Source organism: Phocaeicola sp. HCN-40430 (assembly GCF_037890285.1).
Lineage (GTDB): Bacteria > Bacteroidota > Bacteroidia > Bacteroidales > Bacteroidaceae > Phocaeicola > Phocaeicola acetigenes.
The window spans coordinates 16,918-34,945 of sequence record NZ_JBBKBS010000018.1 but is presented as its reverse complement, the minus strand read 5'-3'; the positions used below and the strand labels follow the sequence as shown (position 1 = coordinate 34,945).

At 42.3% G+C, this 18,028-nt stretch carries 13 protein-coding genes; 10 read left to right on the top strand and 3 right to left on the bottom strand.

Annotated features, from left to right (window positions below; all coding sequences use genetic code 11):
- Nucleotides 1-14 precede the first annotated feature (14 nt).
- From WKU26_RS08975 to WKU26_RS08960, 4 genes are all read left to right on the top strand, one after another.
- Entirely contained in the window at nucleotides 15-962 is a 948-nt protein-coding gene (locus tag WKU26_RS08975) for a phosphoribosylaminoimidazolesuccinocarboxamide synthase (RefSeq protein ID WP_269876366.1), read from the top strand.
- Between the two features lie 75 nt (nucleotides 963-1,037).
- On the top strand, nucleotides 1,038-1,778 hold the full coding sequence (gene ubiE, locus WKU26_RS08970; RefSeq protein ID WP_340321726.1) for a bifunctional demethylmenaquinone methyltransferase/2-methoxy-6-polyprenyl-1,4-benzoquinol methylase UbiE: 741 nt from the start codon (nucleotides 1,038-1,040) through the stop codon (nucleotides 1,776-1,778).
- 32 nt (nucleotides 1,779-1,810) lie between these two features.
- Complete coding sequence (locus tag WKU26_RS08965) at nucleotides 1,811-2,554, top strand: shikimate dehydrogenase family protein (protein WP_340321725.1); 744 nt, start codon at nucleotides 1,811-1,813, stop codon at nucleotides 2,552-2,554.
- Nucleotides 2,555-2,564: 10 nt separating this feature from the next.
- Nucleotides 2,565-3,512, top strand: a complete 948-nt coding sequence (locus WKU26_RS08960) for an alpha/beta hydrolase (protein ID WP_340321724.1) — start codon at nucleotides 2,565-2,567, stop codon at nucleotides 3,510-3,512.
- Nucleotides 3,513-3,649: 137 nt separating this feature from the next.
- On the opposite strand, the gene WKU26_RS08955 is transcribed toward WKU26_RS08960, so the two are convergent.
- Nucleotides 3,650-4,021, bottom strand: a complete 372-nt coding sequence (locus WKU26_RS08955; protein WP_178266440.1) for a DUF3127 domain-containing protein — start codon at nucleotides 4,019-4,021, stop codon at nucleotides 3,650-3,652.
- A gap of 155 nt (nucleotides 4,022-4,176) precedes the next feature.
- Here WKU26_RS08955 and dnaN point away from each other — a divergent pair, with 155 nt between their 5' ends.
- The 6 genes from dnaN to WKU26_RS08925 are packed head-to-tail and all read left to right on the top strand — an operon-like array spanning nucleotide 4,177 to nucleotide 11,481.
- Entirely contained in the window at nucleotides 4,177-5,301 is a 1,125-nt protein-coding gene (gene dnaN, locus WKU26_RS08950; RefSeq protein ID WP_340321723.1) for a DNA polymerase III subunit beta, read from the top strand.
- A gap of 28 nt (nucleotides 5,302-5,329) precedes the next feature.
- Nucleotides 5,330-6,106, top strand: coding sequence for an exonuclease domain-containing protein (locus WKU26_RS08945; RefSeq protein ID WP_338158761.1), 777 nt, complete (start codon nucleotides 5,330-5,332; stop codon nucleotides 6,104-6,106).
- 4 nt (nucleotides 6,107-6,110) lie between these two features.
- Nucleotides 6,111-7,304: a bifunctional phosphopantothenoylcysteine decarboxylase/phosphopantothenate--cysteine ligase CoaBC gene (coaBC, locus tag WKU26_RS08940; protein WP_340321742.1), complete on the top strand. Its 1,194-nt coding sequence runs from the start codon at nucleotides 6,111-6,113 to the stop codon at nucleotides 7,302-7,304.
- Nucleotides 7,305-7,319: 15 nt separating this feature from the next.
- Nucleotides 7,320-8,984, top strand: a complete 1,665-nt coding sequence (recN, locus tag WKU26_RS08935; protein WP_340321722.1) for a DNA repair protein RecN — start codon at nucleotides 7,320-7,322, stop codon at nucleotides 8,982-8,984.
- A 21-nt stretch (nucleotides 8,985-9,005) separates the two neighbouring features.
- Nucleotides 9,006-9,761 (top strand): 23S rRNA (guanosine(2251)-2'-O)-methyltransferase RlmB, encoded by a 756-nt coding sequence (rlmB, locus tag WKU26_RS08930; protein ID WP_178266444.1) that lies wholly within the window; start codon nucleotides 9,006-9,008, stop codon nucleotides 9,759-9,761.
- Between the two features lie 19 nt (nucleotides 9,762-9,780).
- Nucleotides 9,781-11,481 (top strand): tetratricopeptide repeat protein, encoded by a 1,701-nt coding sequence (locus WKU26_RS08925; protein WP_340321721.1) that lies wholly within the window; start codon nucleotides 9,781-9,783, stop codon nucleotides 11,479-11,481.
- 399 nt (nucleotides 11,482-11,880) lie between these two features.
- Here WKU26_RS08925 and WKU26_RS08920 read toward each other — a convergent pair whose 3' ends face one another.
- Together WKU26_RS08920 and WKU26_RS08915 are read right to left on the bottom strand one after the other, a co-directional pair.
- The gene (locus WKU26_RS08920) at nucleotides 11,881-14,754 is read right to left on the bottom strand and encodes a PD-(D/E)XK nuclease family protein (protein WP_340321720.1); all 2,874 of its coding nucleotides are present in this window, start codon (nucleotides 14,752-14,754) and stop codon (nucleotides 11,881-11,883) included.
- A 31-nt stretch (nucleotides 14,755-14,785) separates the two neighbouring features.
- Nucleotides 14,786-18,028, bottom strand: a complete 3,243-nt coding sequence (locus WKU26_RS08915; protein WP_340321719.1) for a UvrD-helicase domain-containing protein — start codon at nucleotides 18,026-18,028, stop codon at nucleotides 14,786-14,788.

The following is an 18,028-nucleotide window of genomic DNA, read 5'->3' as shown; positions in this document are numbered from 1 at the left end:
AACAATAAAAGGATATGAGCAAAGCATTAACAAAAACAGATTACAATTTTCCTGGTCAGAAAAGTGTCTATCATGGAAAAGTACGCGATGTGTATAACATCAATGATGAAAAGCTGGTAATGGTAGCAACCGACCGTATCTCTGCATTCGATGTCGTATTGCCTGAAGGCATACCTTATAAAGGACAAATGCTGAATCAGATTGCAGCTAAGTTCCTGGATGCAACAACAGATATCTGTCCTAACTGGAAACTGGCAACTCCAGACCCTATGGTTACAGTGGGAGTTATGTGTAAAGGTTTTCCTGTAGAAATGATTGTTCGTGGCTACTTGTGTGGTAGCGCATGGCGTGCTTACAGAAGTGGTGTACGTGAAATTTGTGGCGTAACTCTTCCTGAAGGTATGCGTGAAAATGAGAAATTCCCTCATCCTATCATTACTCCGACCACAAAAGCTGAAATGGGCTTGCATGATGAAGATATTTCTAAAGAAGAAATTCTTGCTCAGGGACTGGCTACTCCGGAAGAATACGAATTGCTGGAGAAATATACTTTGGCTTTGTTCGAACGTGGTACTCAGATGGCTGCAGAACGTGGATTGATTTTGGTAGATACTAAATATGAATTCGGTAAGCACAATGGAGAAATTTATTTGATGGACGAAATTCATACACCAGATTCAAGCCGTTACTTCTATTCAGAAGGATATCAAGACCGTTTCGAAAAAGGTGAACCTCAGAAACAGTTGTCTAAAGAGTTTGTACGCGAATGGTTGATGGCAAACGGTTTCCAGGGTAAAGAAGGTCAGCAAGTTCCTGAAATGACTCCGGAAATTGTAAATTCTATCAGCGAACGCTACATCGAATTGTATGAGCACATCACAGGCGAAACTTTTGTAAAGGCAGATACTGATAGCATTGCAGCACGTATCGAAAAGAACGTAACCGAATATCTTACAAAATAAATCTGTTTTTAATATGCAGGGGGTAAGGCCATACTGCTTTATCCTCTGCATTTGTCTTATTAAATCTCTTTATCCATGTCTCAGTATCCACAAGAAAAAATCAAACCTTATAATGAAGACGAAAGCAAAGCCGTACAAGTAGAAAAGATGTTCGACACCATTGCTCCTGCATACGATAACTTGAACCATATGCTTTCCTTAGGCATCGACAAAAGCTGGCGTAAGAAGGCGATTAACCGACTGAGACCTTTCCATCCGCAACATATGATGGATGTAGCTACCGGAACTGGAGACTTTGCTATACAAGCCTGCCGTATATTGCAGCCTCAGGAGCTTATCGGGACGGATATATCGGAGGGTATGATGAATGTAGGGCGTGAAAAAGTAAAGCGGGAAAAACTGGACCGGCAAATTTCGTTTGCTAAAGAAGACTGTACTGCTTTATCTTTCTCCGACAATCGTTTCGACGCTATTACCGTGGCATTTGGTATCCGAAATTTTGAAAATCTGGATCAAGGGTTGAAAGAAATGTATCGTGTATTGGTGCCGGGGGGACATTTGGTTATTCTTGAATTGTCTGAACCTGAATGGTTCCCAATGAAACAGTTGTATGCCTTATACTCCAAAATTGTGATACCAACTTTGGGTAAACTTTTCTCTAAGGACAAAAGTGCCTATACTTATCTTCCCGAGTCTATCAAAGCATTCCCTCAAGGAGAAGTAATGCAGAAAATCATCCGTAAAGCAGGATTCAGTCAGGTAGAATTCAAACGGTTGACAATGGGAACTTGTACACTTTATTTTGCAACCAAATAATATTTTGTTTCTTTTTAAAGTTTAATACAGCGATGAAAAAATACGGTTTAATCGGCTATCCGCTTGGACATTCTTTCTCAAGAAATTTCTTTAATGAAAAGTTTGCATCCGAAAAGATTAATGCCGAATATGTTAATTTCGAGATTCCTACTATCAACGACTTTCCCAAGATCATTGCCGAGAATCCGGATTTAGCTGGACTTAATGTGACTATCCCTTATAAAGAACAAGTGATTCCGTATCTGGATGAATTAGACTCGGATGCTGCCGGAATTGGAGCTGTCAATGTCATCAAACTAAAACTTGTAAACGGAAAGCGTAAATTGATTGGTTATAATTCTGATGTGATTGGATTTACTCGTTCAATAGAACCGTTATTGGAGCCCTATCATACTAAAGCGTTAATATTGGGTACCGGAGGAGCTTCGAAAGCTGTATATCACGGATTGAAGAAATTAGGATTGGAATGTCTTTTTGTATCAAGAGGACGACATAATGAAACTACCATTACTTACGAGGAACTGACTCCGGAATTAATGGAAGAGTATAAGGTCATTGTGAATTGTACTCCCGTAGGTATGTATCCTAAGGCCGATGAATATCCGCATATTCCTTATCACTGTCTTACTCCCAAGCATTTGCTATATGACTTGCTTTATAATCCAGACACAACTCTTTTTATGAGAAAAGGAACTGAACAAGGTGCTGTAGTAAAGAACGGTCTTGAAATGTTGCTTCTGCAAGCTTTTGGAGCATGGGAAATCTGGAATCAATAACAGAACATCTATGAATAAAAAACGAATTGGAGTTATCGGTATAATCGTACTGGTAGTCTTGGGAAGTATAATTGGTGGAAGTCTTTATATGATTGATTACTCCCTACGCCCCATCAACCGGGGAAAAGATATGGAAGGATCTATGCAATATATGAAACAGACCTATCCTCATATCACCCCCTGGATAGACAGCTTGCAGCAGCATCATGCTCTGCGTGATACTTTTATTACAGCTCCGGATGGTATCCGTCTGCATGCTTTTTACGCATACGCTTCCCGTCCTACCCGACATACGGCAGTGATTGTTCATGGGTATACAGATAATGCGATCCGCATGTTTCATATAGGTTATCTTTACAATCACTCACTCGACTATAATATCTTGTTGCCCGATTTGCGCTATACAGGATTAAGTGAAGGCGATGCCATACAAATGGGATGGCTAGACCGTAAGGATGTAATACAATGGATTGATACAGCTCCTTCCCTCTTCGGCGATTCGCTGAAAGCTGTAGTACACGGTATTTCAATGGGTGCTGCTACCACTATGATGGTATCTGGAGAGCCACTGCCCGATTATATATCTTGTTTTGTAGAAGACTGTGGATACACCAGCGTATGGGATCAGTTCAAAAAAGAATTAAAGTCACAATTTGGTCTTCCTGCATTTCCTTTGCTATATACGGCAAGTATCTTGTGTGATTGGCAGAATGGTTGGAATTTCCATGAAGCATCTGCACTCCGACAGGTAGAAAAATGCCAGAAACCAATGTTGTTTATTCACGGTGATAAAGATGATTACGTTCCTACGTGGATGGTCTATGAAGTCTATAAAGCCAAGCCGGAACCTAAGGATTTGTGGATTGTTCCTCAGACAGCTCATGCCGAGTCTTATCTGAACGAGCCTGAAGAATATACTCATCGTGTTCGTTCCTTTGTAGAAAAATATATAGATTAGCAATCAGGCTTTCTCTTAAGTCGTAACTTTTCTAGTTGTAATTGGAATAGAAAAACAGGTGAAAGCAAGAAGCGTGTGTAAAAGTTGAAAAGGTCAATTTTTACACACGCTTCTTGCTTTTATACAGACTGATTTTATTAGAACGGCAGATCGTCCTTTTCGTCAGTTGCTGCAAAATCTACTGGAGCCGCATTCATTGGAGGGAAAGGTGCATCCATTGGCGGAACTTGAGGAGCTACTCCTACACGTTCTACTTTCCATGCACGGATACTGTTGAACCAGCGTCCCTGCCACTCACGGGCATCAATATCAAAAGAAACATTCAGCTCTTCGCCAATCTGAATATTAAACTGCTGTATTTTATCAGCACCAAACACATCAAAACACATTCTGCGCGGATACTGGTCGTGCGTTTCAATTACATACTCTTGTACTTTCCATTCATTACCGTTTTTGGAAACTCCTCCTCTCGGTTCGAGAACAGCGATCACTTTTCCTGCTAATTCCATTGTCTAAATATATTTTAATTCGGTCACGAAATTAAGCTTTTCCTAAGAAGTACACTAATTTTTTAAAAGCTTTTTGCGCCGCTTATATAATCTTTTCGTAACTTTGGCAGTTAAATAACGGATTCCGAATTAAATATTATAAATATAAAAACACTATGAAGTTTATTGTTTCAAGTACCGCATTATTCAGCCACTTGCAGGCTATCAGTCGTGTAATCAACTCTAAAAACTCATTGCCAATATTGGATTGTTTTCTGCTTGAGCTGCAGGACGGAACTTTGTCTATGACTGCATCTGATAACGAAACGACTCTTTCTACTTCAATCGAAGTCAATGAATACGAAGAGGATGGACGCTTTGCCGTTTCTTCAAAGACATTGCTGGAAGCTCTGAAGGAAATTCCCGAACAGCCTCTGACTTTCCAGGTTGATATGAGCAACTTGGAAATCAATGTGCAATATCAGAACGGTAAATATAGTCTGATGGGGCAGAGTGCCGACGAATATCCGCAGGCACAAGAGCTGGGTGCTAATGCTGTACAGGTAACAATGGGAGCTGATGTACTTATGGCAGGGGTTAATCGCAGTATTTTTGCTACTGCTGATGATGAACTCCGCCCAGTAATGAACGGTATTTATTTCGATATCACTACCGAAGACATCACTTTGGTCGCATCCGATGGGCATAAGTTGGTTCGTTGTAAGACTTTTGCGGTGCAGGGTACAGAAAAAGCTGCTTTTATTCTTCCTAAAAAACCAGCCAACTTACTGAAAAACCTGCTTCCTAAAGAACAGGGCGATGTACAGATTGGATTCGACGACCGTAACGCTACTTTTACATTGGAAAACTATCGCATGGTATGTCGTCTCATTGAAGGACGTTACCCTAACTACAATTCAGTGATTCCGCAAAACAATCCGCACAAGGCTATCATCGACCGTGCTGCATTTATCAGTGCATTGCGTCGTGTTTCTGTCTTCTCTTCTCAAGCAAGCAGTTTGATTAAGTTAAGTCTTTCTGCCAACTTAATGAAGATTTCGGCACAGGATATCGACTTCTCAACTTCGGCAGAAGAAACAATTATCAGCCAGTACGACGGTAGCGCAATGAGCATTGGCTTCAAATCGTCATTCCTGATTGATATACTGAACAATATTTCTTCTCAGAATGTCATTATCGAGTTGGCCGATCCTTCACGTGCAGGAGTTATCGTACCGGAGGAACAGGATGAAAATGAAGACTTGCTGATGTTGCTGATGCCTATGATGCTGAATGATTAATAATTCGGAGATTTGAAAAATTTTAAAGATGAAACTGAACTTAAAGAATCCTCTGGTATTTTTCGATTTGGAAACTACCGGAACAAATATAAACACCGATCGCATTGTTGAAATCTGCTATCTGAAAGTATATCCTAACGGAAATGAAGAAGCAAAGACATTGCGTATCAATCCGGAAATGCATATTCCGGAAGCATCGTCTGCTGTACATGGTATTTTCGATGCCGATGTAGTAGACTGCCCTACTTTCAAGGAAGTGGCCAAAGACATTGCTAAAGACATTGAGGGAGCTGATATCGCCGGTTTCAATTCCAATCGTTTTGATGTACCGGTACTGGTAGAAGAGTTTCTCCGTGCTGGTATTGATATCGATCTTACCAAGCGTAAATTTGTCGACGTACAGGTTATCTACCATAAACTTGAGCAGCGTACTCTTTCGGCTGCCTATAAGTTTTATTGCGGCAAGAACTTAGAAGACGCTCATACTGCTGAAGCCGATACACGTGCCACTTATGAAGTTTTGAAGGCACAGCTCGACCATTATCCTGAAGTATTGGAAAACGATATCAATTTTTTGTCTGAATATTCTACTTACAGCAAAAATGTAGACTTTGCCGGACGCATAGTGTACGATGATAAGGGAGTGGAAGTATTCAATTTTGGGAAATACAAAGGTATACCGGTAAGTGAAGTTTTGTTGCGTGATCCGGGATATTACGGCTGGATAATGAATGGAGACTTTACCCTGAATACAAAAAATGTTCTGACAAAAATCAGATTACGTGAAAACGGTCTGACCAAATAATATGATGAAAGGAAAGAAAATAGTATTAGGTATCACAGGTAGTATTGCGGCCTATAAAGCTGCTGTCCTGACAAGAGGGCTAATTAAAAAAGGTGCGGAAGTACAGATTGTCATTACTCCGGCAGGTAAAGAGTTTATCACTCCTATTACCCTGTCTGCCCTAACCAGCAAACCGGTCATCAGTGAATTCTTTTCACAGCGTGATGGAACATGGCACAGCCATGTAGACTTGGGATTATGGGCTGATGCCATGATTGTTGCTCCAGCTACAGCTTCTACCATCGGAAAGATGGCACATGGTATTGCCGACAATATGCTTGTCACTACATACCTGTCGATGAAAGCACCTGTATTCGTAGCTCCGGCAATGGATCTCGATATGTTTGCTCATCCTTCCACCCAGCACAATCTAGACATTCTCCGTTCATATGGTAATCATATTATCGAGCCTGCAGCAGGCGAACTGGCTAGCCATCTGATTGGAAAAGGTCGTATGGAAGAGCCTGAAAAGATAATTGAAATATTAGAACAATTCTTTGCTTCGCGTCAGGATCTGCTGGGACGAAAGGTGGTCATTACAGCAGGACCAACTTACGAAAAGATTGACCCGGTACGTTTTATCGGCAATTACTCATCGGGAAAGATGGGATATGCACTGGCTGAAGAGTGCGCAGAGAGAGGAGCTGAAGTTACATTGATCAGTGGCCCTGTCGGCTTGAATCCAGTACATCCTAATATTCATCGCATCAGTGTAGAAAGTGCTGCGCAGATGCATCAGGCAGCAATCTCTTCTTTTTCGTCTGCTGATGCAGGTATTTTGTGTGCTGCTGTAGCCGATTTCACCCCCGAAGAATGTAGCAATCAGAAAATCAAGCGTGGAGAGGATGATCTGGTAATCCGTCTGAAACCTACACACGATATTGCATCCGAACTGGGTAAGATGAAAACAGAAAATCAGCGCCTTGTCGGTTTTGCTCTTGAAACAAACGATGAAATTGCTCATGCTCAATCAAAACTGGAACGTAAGAATCTTGATTTCATTGTAATGAACTCACTGAACGATGCTGGTGCCGGTTTTCGTTGCGATACTAATAAGATCTCTATTATCGATGCTCAAGGCATTACCTCCTATTCACTTAAACCGAAAAAAGAAGTTGCCAAAGACATTGTAGACAAACTGGTGTCGCTATTCAGATAAACAGATATACTGACTATGTTACAATCTATTCATATACAAAATTATGCTTTAATCGATCGGCTCGACATCGATTTTACTTCCGGTTTCTCTGTTATTACAGGCGAGACCGGTGCGGGAAAGTCTATTATATTAGGAGCCATCGGGCTGCTGCTTGGACAACGTGCCGATGTGAAAGCAATCAAAAACGGGGCTTCCAAATGTGTGGTAGAAGCCAAATTCCGTATTGCCACTTACGACATGGAAGCATTCTTTGAGGAGAACGAAATTGAATATGAACCGGAAGAGTGTATCATTCGCCGGGAATTGTCGGCCAATGGAAAAAGCCGTGCTTTCATCAACGATACACCGGCTTCTCTTGCACAAATGAAAGTGTTGGGCGAACGATTGATAGATGTACATAGCCAACACCAGAATTTGTTGCTCAATAAAGAAGGGTTTCAGTTGAATATTCTCGATATATTGGCACAAGATGATAAAGAGCTTTCCGACTATCACCGACTGTATACTGACTATAAACAGGTAAGCCGAGAACTTGAAGAATTTATTGCTCAAGCTGAGAAAAGCCGCCAGGACGAAGATTATATCCGTTTCCAACTTGAACAGTTAGAAGATGCCGACCTGAAAGAAGATGAGCAAACTTCTTTGGAACAGGAAGCGGAAACTCTAAGTCACGCAGAAGATATAAAGGCAGGACTTTATAAAGCCAGTCAACTGATAGACGGTGATGAAAGCGGAAGTCTGTCCTTAGTTAAGGAAGCGATGCAGACACTCCAGAGTGTATCGCGGGTATATACCCCGTCACAAGAATGGGGAGAACGGCTGAACAGTTGCTACATCGAACTGAAAGACATCTCCCGTGAAATATCCGGTGCTCAAGAGGAAATTGAATTTAACCCAGCCCGATTGGATTTCGTAAACGAACGGTTGAATCTCATTTACAATCTGCAGCAGAAACACCGGGTAGATTCAGTAGAAGCATTGATTGAACTGACAGACAAATATCGCAATCAGTTGAACACCATTACCTCTTTTGATGAAACCATTGTCAAACTGAATAAGCGGAAAGAAGACTTGTACGCACAAGTGCTGGCACAAGCTGCCGTCCTTACCGAATGCCGTAGTCGTTCGGCTCGTCAGATTGAAGAACAAATGCAAGCATTACTTATTCCATTGGGTATGCCTAATGTCCGTTTTGCTGTAGAAATGACTACACGCAAAGAGCCGGATGCCAAAGGAATGGATAGTGTAACTTTCCTCTTCTCGGCCAACAAAAACGGGACACTTCAGAATGTAGCATCCATTGCATCGGGTGGAGAAATTGCCCGTGTCATGCTTTCATTAAAAGCAATGATTGCCGGTGCTGTGAAACTCCCCACCATCATTTTCGATGAAATTGACACAGGTGTATCTGGTTCCATCGCCGAAAAGATGGCACTCATTATGCAGGATATGGGAAAGCAGAACCGTCAGGTAATCAGCATTACCCATTTGCCGCAAATTGCTGCCCGTGGTATCGCACATTACAAGGTATATAAAGAAGATACGGAAACCGGTACGAACAGCCACATCCGTTTGCTTACCCGTGAAGAACGTGTTCGCGAAATAGCCAATATGCTAAGTGGCTCTACCCTTACAGAAGCAGCTCTTAATAATGCGCGGGCACTTTTAGGATTTAATTAGAAATAACTTTAACAGGAAGATATGATAGAAAAAAATGAAATGATATTTGGCGTTAGAGCCGTCATTGAGGCTATACAGGCCGGAAAAGAAATAGACAAGGTACTTGTGAAGAAAGATATTCAGAGCGACCTGTCGAAAGAACTCTTTGCTGTACTGAAAGAAACTTTTATTCCTGTACAGCGTGTGCCGGTAGAACGCATCAACCGCATTACCAAGAAAAACCATCAGGGAGTAGTAGCTTTTATCTCTCCTATTACTTATCAGCGCACAGAAGATATTGTTCCTTTCCTGTTCGAACAGGGTAAGAATCCTCTGCTTATCATGTTGGACGGACTGACCGATGTGAGAAACTTCGGAGCCATTGCACGTACATGCGAATGCGCCGGAGTAGATGCCATCATCATTCCTTCTAAAAATAGTGTCAGCGTAAATGCCGATGCCATCAAGACTTCGGCAGGAGCACTACATACTATTCCTGTATGTCGCGAAAACAATTTGACTAATACTATCAAATTCCTGAAAGAAAGCGGATTCAAGATTGTAGCTGCTACCGAAAAAGGAGATTACGACTATACAAAAGCCGAATATAAAGACCCTACCTGTATTATTATGGGAGCTGAAGATACTGGCGTGCCTTACGAACATCTGGCTTTGTGCGACGAATGGATTAAGATCCCATTGTTCGGTTCAATCGAATCACTGAATGTATCGGTTGCTGCAGGTATTCTGATTTATGAAGCTGTAAAACAGCGTGGATTTGATAACGAAGCACAGTAATATTTTACAACTATTCACCATGAAAAAGATATATCTTCTTCTTATCGGAGGATTCTGCTTCCAGACGATGTTTGCCCAAAGTCTGCCCAAATGGGCCAATAAGGCAAAGAAAGCTGTTTTCTCTGTTGTTACTTATAATAAAGACAATAAGATTCTGAACACAGGAAATGGTTTTTACATCGATGAAAGCGGAACAGCTGTATCCGATTACACCTTGTTTAAAGGTGCTCATCATGCCGTAGTGGTTACAGCCGATGGCAAGGAACTCCCGGTAAAATGCATTATGGGAGCAAACGATCTTTACGATGTGGTCAAGTTCAAGACCGAAACAGATAAAAAGACTGTAGCACTTCAACCTGCTTCACAGGCAGTGCCTCAAGGAGCTACTGTATATCTTCTTCCCTATTCTACCCAGAAAGCAGTCAACGGACAGAGCGGAAGTGTAGAAAAGGTAGACACCATCGGAAACAATGCATATTATTATACCATACAGATGCAGACTGGTGATAAAACTGTAAGCTGTCCCATAATGAATGCTGAAGGAGAAGTCTTAGGACTTATCCAGAAAAATGCCGATGCAGAAAGCAAAGTAAGCTATGCCGTAGGTATCAGTTATGTTTCTTCACTCAGCATCAATGCACTTTCCGGCAACGATTATACTTTAAATTCCATAGGTATCAAGAAAGGATTGCCTGAAGACGAATCACAAGCTCTGGTTTACTTATATATGATGTCTTCTCAGCTTAATCGGGAGCAATATCTGGAGTTGCTGAACGACTTTATTACACAGTATCCTCGCAATATGGAAGGGTATCAGCGTCGTGCAGCTTTGTATATGGAATATCGTGATGATACCCACAATGCTTTGGCAACACAAGATTTAGAACACATGCTGGAGGTAGCCTCCAAGCCTGATGAAGCTCATTTCAACATTGCCAAGTTGCTTTATAACTATCAGATTAATCTGAACGGAGCACAAGCTTATGCCAGTTGGACATACGAACGTGCTTTAGAAGAAATCAACAAAGCTCTTGAAATAGCACAGGAGGGCGTGTATTACCAGGTACAGGGCGATATCTATTTCGCTATGCAAAAATATGCCGAAGCTTACGCAAGTTATGAAAAGGTAAACCAATCTTCTATGGCATCGGCTGCCACATTCTATGCAGCTGCGAAAACGAAAGAACTGATTAAAGATGTAGACAAGAATGAAGTCATTGCATTAATGGATAGTGCTGTAGCCCGATTCAACGAACCTTATGGCAAGGATGCAGCTCCTTATCTGTACGAGCGTGCCCGTATGAAGAACGAACTGAAGAAATACCGCGAAGCCGTAATCGACTACAATCACTTCTACGATGCCATGATGGGACAGGTTTCTGCTGAATTTTATCTGATACGTGAACAGGCAGAAATGCAGTGCCGTATGTATCAGCAGGCCATCAACGATATCAACAAGGCTGTAGAACTTGAACCCAAGAACGTAGATTTGTGGATTGAAAAGGGAGGCGTACATTTGCGTGTCAATCAGGCAGAAGAAGCAATGAAGGCACTTCGTACGGCTCTTTCTCTCGATCCGAAAAATGCACCGGCTTACCGTATGTTAGGTTATTGCCAAGTACAGCAGAAAAACACTAAAGAAGGTATAGCCAATTTGCAGAAAGCTAAAGAACTGGGTGACACCGTTGCTGATGAATTATTGAAGAAGTACAATAAATAATTTTGATGATATTTATAGAATAAGCCGGGCATTGCAGTCCGGCTTATTTTGTATATATATCCTCATCTGCTTTTTAAGAGACGACTATTTAACATCGGGATTTTCATATTTAGGACTATTATTTTCCTTTAAAGAGAACCATGAGTTTTACCTTACCCGTACATCGGTTTACGCGACTATTCACGTGAGCTAACGTGACTATTCACGTAAGCCAACGCGATTAGTCACGTTAGCTCACGTGAATAGTCGCGTTTTTTAGTACATATACCATATATAAAAGTCCCACGGAAAAAAAAAGAGCTATTAAAAGAAAGACAAATTCAAGAGAGAAAAAATATCATCTTACATATTATAAAGTGTAATCGCACACCTTATAACATGTAAGATGATTGGTAGAAGTTACTTCTTACACAAATCCTTATAATCACAATACAAACATTTTTCCGGTATTTCGGTCTGACGGAAAGGAATATCCGGATGGAAGATTTCTTCCAACAGTTCTTTTAATCTTCCTCTGAATTCTTCTTCATGTTGTGCAAAGTCGGTTACTTCTTCTTTGCTCTTACGCGGTTCTCCCATACGTACTATCGGAGAATAATCGGCAGAAGCAGCACGGTGTATATAGAGCAGAGCCGGTGCTACTTTACGGGAATCGTTCTTTTCACGCAACTGCTTACAAATGAGTGAAGCATAAAGAAAAGTCTGGAAGATGTAATTAGAGCGTTTCTTGTCGGGTACGAAAAGTGACTCTACATTAGCAGGAATATCTGCATCTCCCCCTGTCTTGTAGTCTACAATACGCAAAACATTATCTTTGGCATCCATACGGTCGATAATTCCTCCAATACGCGAACGGATTATTCCTTTTGGAGTCTGTATTTCTGTAGGTTCGAAGACCGGATATTCCGATGCTACAAAAGTAAACGGAGCATGGCGCAGGTCGTTTCGCAACAACTGGCGAATGTATTTTACGATAACGGCAGAATTAATGAGCTGTACTCCGTTGTATTCCGGCTTTTCATCGGGTTTTACATGAAAGAAAAGGCGTTTAAACGCATCATCTACATAATTCTGCACACGGATTTCATCTTTCAGCAGAGCCTCGATAGCATCTTTGTTTATCACCTTTCCGTGCGTAGTCAAATCTTTGTAAATATGCTCTGCCGCATCGTGGAAAATGGTTCCAAACGTAGCCGAATCGATTTCACCGGTTACTTCATCAGGCAAGGAGAGTCTGGCTACGGCACGATAATAAAACTTTAGAGGACAATCCAAATAGTAATTCAAAGCAGAAGGAGAAAGTACGGCCTTGGGATTGACCCGAACATCGAACAAGCTCTGCATACGTTTCATGACTTCCGGTGTCTTTTCTACCACAATAGGCTGAGAACCTTGAGGCGACTGTGCTGCTTCCAGATGGGCACGTTTTACGGTATACCCCCACTCGATAAGGAACTGGAGCATGAAACGCGACAATTCTCCGCGGTTAATGCCATCGGTAGCAGTATTATACATCATGGTTACTTTTTCGGCACGCTGTATCATACGATAGAAATAGTAAGCATAAACCGCAATCTTGTGTTCGATGGTAGTCATACCAAAGGCTTTTCTCAAGTTGTAGGGAATGAAAGACGAATCGCCTCCTGATTTGGGAAGCTGTCCTTCGTTGACAGAAAGCAATACCAGATGACGAAAATCGAGGTTACGGGTTTCCAATACCCCCATTACCTGCATACCGATAGCTGGTTCGCCATGGAAAGGAATGCTAGCCGTAGCCAATACACGAGTAAGCAAACGTTTTAGTGTAGGAAATTGAACGGTTAGTTCACCACTTTCTACTAAGGTATGGAAACGATTGACCAACGTGTAAGCTTTGAACAATGATTCGCGATACAACTGATCGAAGGCCGCTCCTGCCCCACTTCCCTGCTTGTTGTATAATGCCGCTACTTGCTTCAAAGCCTCTCCCAAGAGTGTACACAAACCTAAATTGGTTGTCTGAGGTTCGAACAGCAGTTCCAGTACTGCATCTTTCTTCAGCTCCGAAGGAAGTGGATAAAAACGATTGTCATGAATCAAAGTCTTTTCAAGTTCCTCTGCCATAGCAGACAATTGCCGGGTATACGAGTGGCGCAACAGACTGAGGACTTCGGCAAAACGGTATCTGCCATTGGTTGCATTGTATCCTGCCACATGAAGCTCCATCAGCGAATTGATGAAACTATATGCCGGAGTCTGCGACAAAGGAAATCCCATCGTAATGTTGATGTGACGAATATTGTCTGGCAAAGCATGCAGCACAGGCTGCAACAAGGCTTCGTTGCACAATACTACAGCGGTTTCTTTTTCCTGTTCGGTAAGATTTTCCCGAATCCACTGAGGCAGATAACGTACCTGACCGTTCTCTGTAGGCGACTCGATGAAGGTTACCTCTTTAGGATGATTCAGATGGTCGAAGAAGGAAGCCGGCAACTCTGAAGGAAAATCACGAAGATTGCGACGGATAAATTCTCCTGCTTCATGCGGAGTTTTATTCAAATAGAATACATCGTAATCCCAGTAGAACCAAGCTTTTCCTGCAGCATTCAACTTTTCGAACAGACGGTGCTCTACTTTGTTCAAGACGTTGAATCCCACAAATACATATTTTTTGTAAGAAAGCTGTTCAATATCTAATTCATCGATTACACGACGATAGAGCATTCCTTCGTATGCCAATTTCTGACCGGCCAACAATGCCCTATACTGCGTATAGATATCGCCCAGCACATCCCAAAGGGAAATAAAGCGTTGTTTAAGCTCCGTTACCTGATTGATAGAGAAATTCTTGAAGAACTGACTGATGGCCTCTTTCTGTCCTTCTTCAAGAAAATCGTAATCATCCATCAAAGCATTCAGATCTTTCAGGTTACTGAACAGGGCCTTCGTGTCCACCAGGTTCTTGTCGGCATCATCGAAATCGCCAATCAGCATTTCTCCCCAGAAATAAAATTCGTCCAGCGTTTCCTTGCTACCCGTCACCTCTCGGAAGATTTTATATAAATCGCATACCAGTTTTACCGGATCGCCCACGGTCCAGTCGGACGACTGGCGGAAAAGTTCGCTGATACTGACATAAGAAGGCGACCAAAGAGGACGGTCGGCTTCCTTGGCCAGATATTCGTCAAAGAACAATCCGGCACGCTTATTGGGAAAGACCACGGCTACATCTGTAAAATCACCACCGGTCTTCTGATATAAATCGTGTGCTACTTGCTGTAAAAAAGTTTCCATACGCATTCCGTTCTTTTTATACTTTTCTTTATCAGATGGCTTCCAGTTCGTTGGCAAATACATACCATAAATAGCCTTCCACATGGGTATATCCCATAGAAATAAGCAAGTCCATATATTCGCGCACCTGACGATTGTAAATATCTTTTTTCTTACCAAACTTGAAATCAATGACTACAACCTTGTCTTTCTTCATCATAACACGGTCCGGACGACGGGTCTGTACCTTTCCGTCAGCATCGGTATAGATAATGGCACATTCGTTGTATAGTTTCCACTCACCGTTGTACCATTCTCTGACACGCGGATTATGCAAAGCCCATGCAGCCAGTTTACGGATTTGCTCTTCCTGTTCTGCCGATTCGATAATGCCTTCGAAACGAAGTCGTTCAATGGCTTGCGGAAGATCGCTCTCCTGCCCGATAGAAGCAAAAAGGTGATGCAACAATTGTCCCTGACGAATGTAACGGCTTTCCTTGTCTTCTTCTTCATCGCCTCGTATGAAATCGGCTGAACGGTTGGATTGTTTGAACTCCACTTCTGTTTCCAAAGATTCGATAGTGATGGGAAGGGCTTCGGCTTCGGTAGTCAGACGGTTGGCAGACGTAGTTTTTTTCTTCGAAGTATCCGACAGGCAAAGTGTACCATATTCATAGATTTCCTCTCCTTCTATGGAAGAATCATCCTCTTCTTCTCCAGCAGATGTAGCAGCAGAGGAAGAAAAAAGCGATACCTGAGGCAATGCTTCGGAAAGAAGTCCGGATACCGTTCCACGCTGATTGGCTTTTCCCCAGATGATAAGGTTTTTACAAGCACGTGTAAATGCTACGTAAAGCAGATTCAGGTTGTCTACCCAAAGTTGCAAACGTTCTTCCCGGTAACTGTTCCTGTAAATGGATTCTGCCATATTTGCCGAATAGTTTACCGGAACAAGATCAAGCTCGTTGAAAGGAGGAAGATCGGTTTCATCGCCTGTACCGGCTACCGAACACCAGATAAGATGATTGTTGGTTTCGTTCTCCATCTTCCAGTCACAGAATGGAATCAGTACCGTATGATATTCCAATCCCTTCGATTTGTGGATAGAAAGAATACGGATACCGTCAATTTCTCCGGAAGGAATGGTTTTCTCGTGCAATTTTTCATCCCAATGCGCAATAAATGCCGTCAGTTCCGAAGAATTGTTCTGCAGATAATCGGTTACCGCATCATAGAAAGCACAGAGATAAGCTCCCTGATCTTTTATCTCTTGCAAATTGAAAAGGAGGAAGAGTTTCTCCAGCAGTTCGTAAAGAGGCATAAGTCGTAATACAGCGATTTGTAACATAAATCCTGCCGGAAGATAATCTTCAATCCGGTTAAGCAGGACAGTATTCAGGTCGACTGATTTATGCAATACTTCCTGCTGATAGGATACCGCCAGACGCGCTTGAGCAATACGGTCGTCGGGAGTAACGAGATAGCGCAAGGCATCAATCATCATGCATACAGCAAGTGAGGCATCCAGACGAAAGGCTTCGTCGGATACAATACGATACGGAGTATATTTATCAAAATAATCGGCTACAGCTGGAATAGCTTTGTTCTTTCTCACCAGAATGGCAATATCGTTTACTTGCACCCCTTGTCCTACCAATGTGTCCACTTCACGGGCCAGTTCTTCCAGCATACGGTCTGCATAAGGATGCTCCTTGCTATCAGCCAGAAAACTGATTTTGATGTATCCTTCTTCGGCTTTCTTGGCAGTTTGCTGGCAGACATCGCTATACGCATTCATCAGTTGGGTACAAGGCTCTCCCGATTCTTCCTCATAGCGGTCGTTCAGCACCTGGCAGGCTGCTGTAAATAATTCGTTATTAAAACGGATGATGTTGGCTTCGCTACGCCAATTGGTAGCAAGTGTACATTCCTGGGTACGAAAAGCCGGGTCTTTATCCAAATTCGCCAAGATACGCCAGTCACCGCTTCGCCAACGATAAATACTTTGTTTGATATCGCCCACAATCAAACTCCCCTCCTTCTTCGACAAACTTTCCTGTAAAAGCAGACGGAAGTTTTCCCATTGCATACGTGAAGTATCCTGAAACTCATCAATCATCACCGTATCGATAGTGGTTCCTATTTTCTCGTATACAAACGAAGCATCTCCCTCCCGAATCAGGCTATGCAACAGATTGTTGGTATCCGAGAGCAAAAAACGATTGTGTTCCTGATTCTGCAAGCGTACTTCATCGTCGATATGAGCCAGCAGACGAAGATTATTGAGATGGCGGAGCGAAAGATCACAGGAATTGACTATCAGATTGTTGCGAACACGGAATTTTTCTGCTTCTCCCAATAGAGGAATCAGTTCATTCGCAGCAAGTGAACGGATAGTATCCCGATAAGAAGATGTTTTGGTTGTCCAGTTATCCTCGCTTTCAAGACATTTTTCTACCGTAGCATTGCGAATATCATTCGCCAGATATCCGTTCGAAAGCTTGTTAAAGTAACTTCCTATCCCTCTCGAACCATTCTTCAGATCGGCCGGACTCAGGCCGTTTGCTTCCAGCAAACCAATGAACTGTTCGCTGAATCCTTTCATCTGTTCTAACGCTTCTTCGCGAAGGTCCTGTAACTGCTTGCGGTAATGAGGAATGAACTGAGGGTCGGCCAATTTTTTACGGAGTCCTTTTCCTTTCTCCAGGTATTCTTCATCGAAGATGTTCCGACCAAAATTCTTGATTTCTCCCGATACATTCCAACGCTTGTCATCGGCTATTCGCTCTTCAATATACTCTAAAAGCCAATACAATACCGGTGAACGGCGATCCAACTTTTCGATAAGAGTATCTACCGCATCACTCAGCACTTCCGCATTATTCAGTTCTACCGAAAGATTGGCACCCAACTCCAGTTCGCGGGCCAGATTACGCATAACCGACTGGAAAAAAGAGTCGATGGTTTCGATGCGGAAGCGGCTATAATCGTGAATAATATAGTGCAAGGCTTCATCTGCCGCCTGTCTCACTTCTGCTTCGGTCTTCGAAGTACGGCGAACGATTTCCTGCAAATAATTATCCGAACCTTTGTCTTTTGTAGCAATACCGTACAGCTGACTTAAAATACGGTCTTTCATTTCCGTAGTAGCTTTGTTGGTAAAGGTTACGGCCAATATTTTGCGATAAGCGTGAGGATCTTGTATGAGTTGAGTTATGAATTGTATAGCCAGCGTAAAGGTCTTTCCAGAACCTGCCGAGGCCTTATAAACTAATAATCGGGGATCTTGCTCCAT

Bases quoted from the DNA above. Each gene is read 5' to 3' on its own strand.
- coaBC (WP_340321742.1), top strand. From the start codon at position 6,111: ATGAAAGGAAAGAAAATAGTATTAGGTATCACAGGTAGTATTGCGGCC.
- WKU26_RS08920 (WP_340321720.1), bottom strand. From the start codon at position 14,754: ATGGAAACTTTTTTACAGCAAGTAGCACACGATTTATATCAGAAGACC.
- ubiE (WP_340321726.1), top strand. From the start codon at position 1,038: ATGTCTCAGTATCCACAAGAAAAAATCAAACCTTATAATGAAGACGAA.
- WKU26_RS08960 (WP_340321724.1), top strand. From the start codon at position 2,565: ATGAATAAAAAACGAATTGGAGTTATCGGTATAATCGTACTGGTAGTC.
- rlmB (WP_178266444.1), top strand. From the start codon at position 9,006: ATGATAGAAAAAAATGAAATGATATTTGGCGTTAGAGCCGTCATTGAG.
- dnaN (WP_340321723.1), top strand. From the start codon at position 4,177: ATGAAGTTTATTGTTTCAAGTACCGCATTATTCAGCCACTTGCAGGCT.
- WKU26_RS08925 (WP_340321721.1), top strand. From the start codon at position 9,781: ATGAAAAAGATATATCTTCTTCTTATCGGAGGATTCTGCTTCCAGACG.
- WKU26_RS08975 (WP_269876366.1), top strand. From the start codon at position 15: ATGAGCAAAGCATTAACAAAAACAGATTACAATTTTCCTGGTCAGAAA.
- recN (WP_340321722.1), top strand. From the start codon at position 7,320: ATGTTACAATCTATTCATATACAAAATTATGCTTTAATCGATCGGCTC.
- WKU26_RS08955 (WP_178266440.1), bottom strand. From the start codon at position 4,021: ATGGAATTAGCAGGAAAAGTGATCGCTGTTCTCGAACCGAGAGGAGGA.
- WKU26_RS08965 (WP_340321725.1), top strand. From the start codon at position 1,811: ATGAAAAAATACGGTTTAATCGGCTATCCGCTTGGACATTCTTTCTCA.
- WKU26_RS08945 (WP_338158761.1), top strand. From the start codon at position 5,330: ATGAAACTGAACTTAAAGAATCCTCTGGTATTTTTCGATTTGGAAACT.
- WKU26_RS08915 (WP_340321719.1), bottom strand. From the start codon at position 18,028: ATGGAGCAAGATCCCCGATTATTAGTTTATAAGGCCTCGGCAGGTTCT.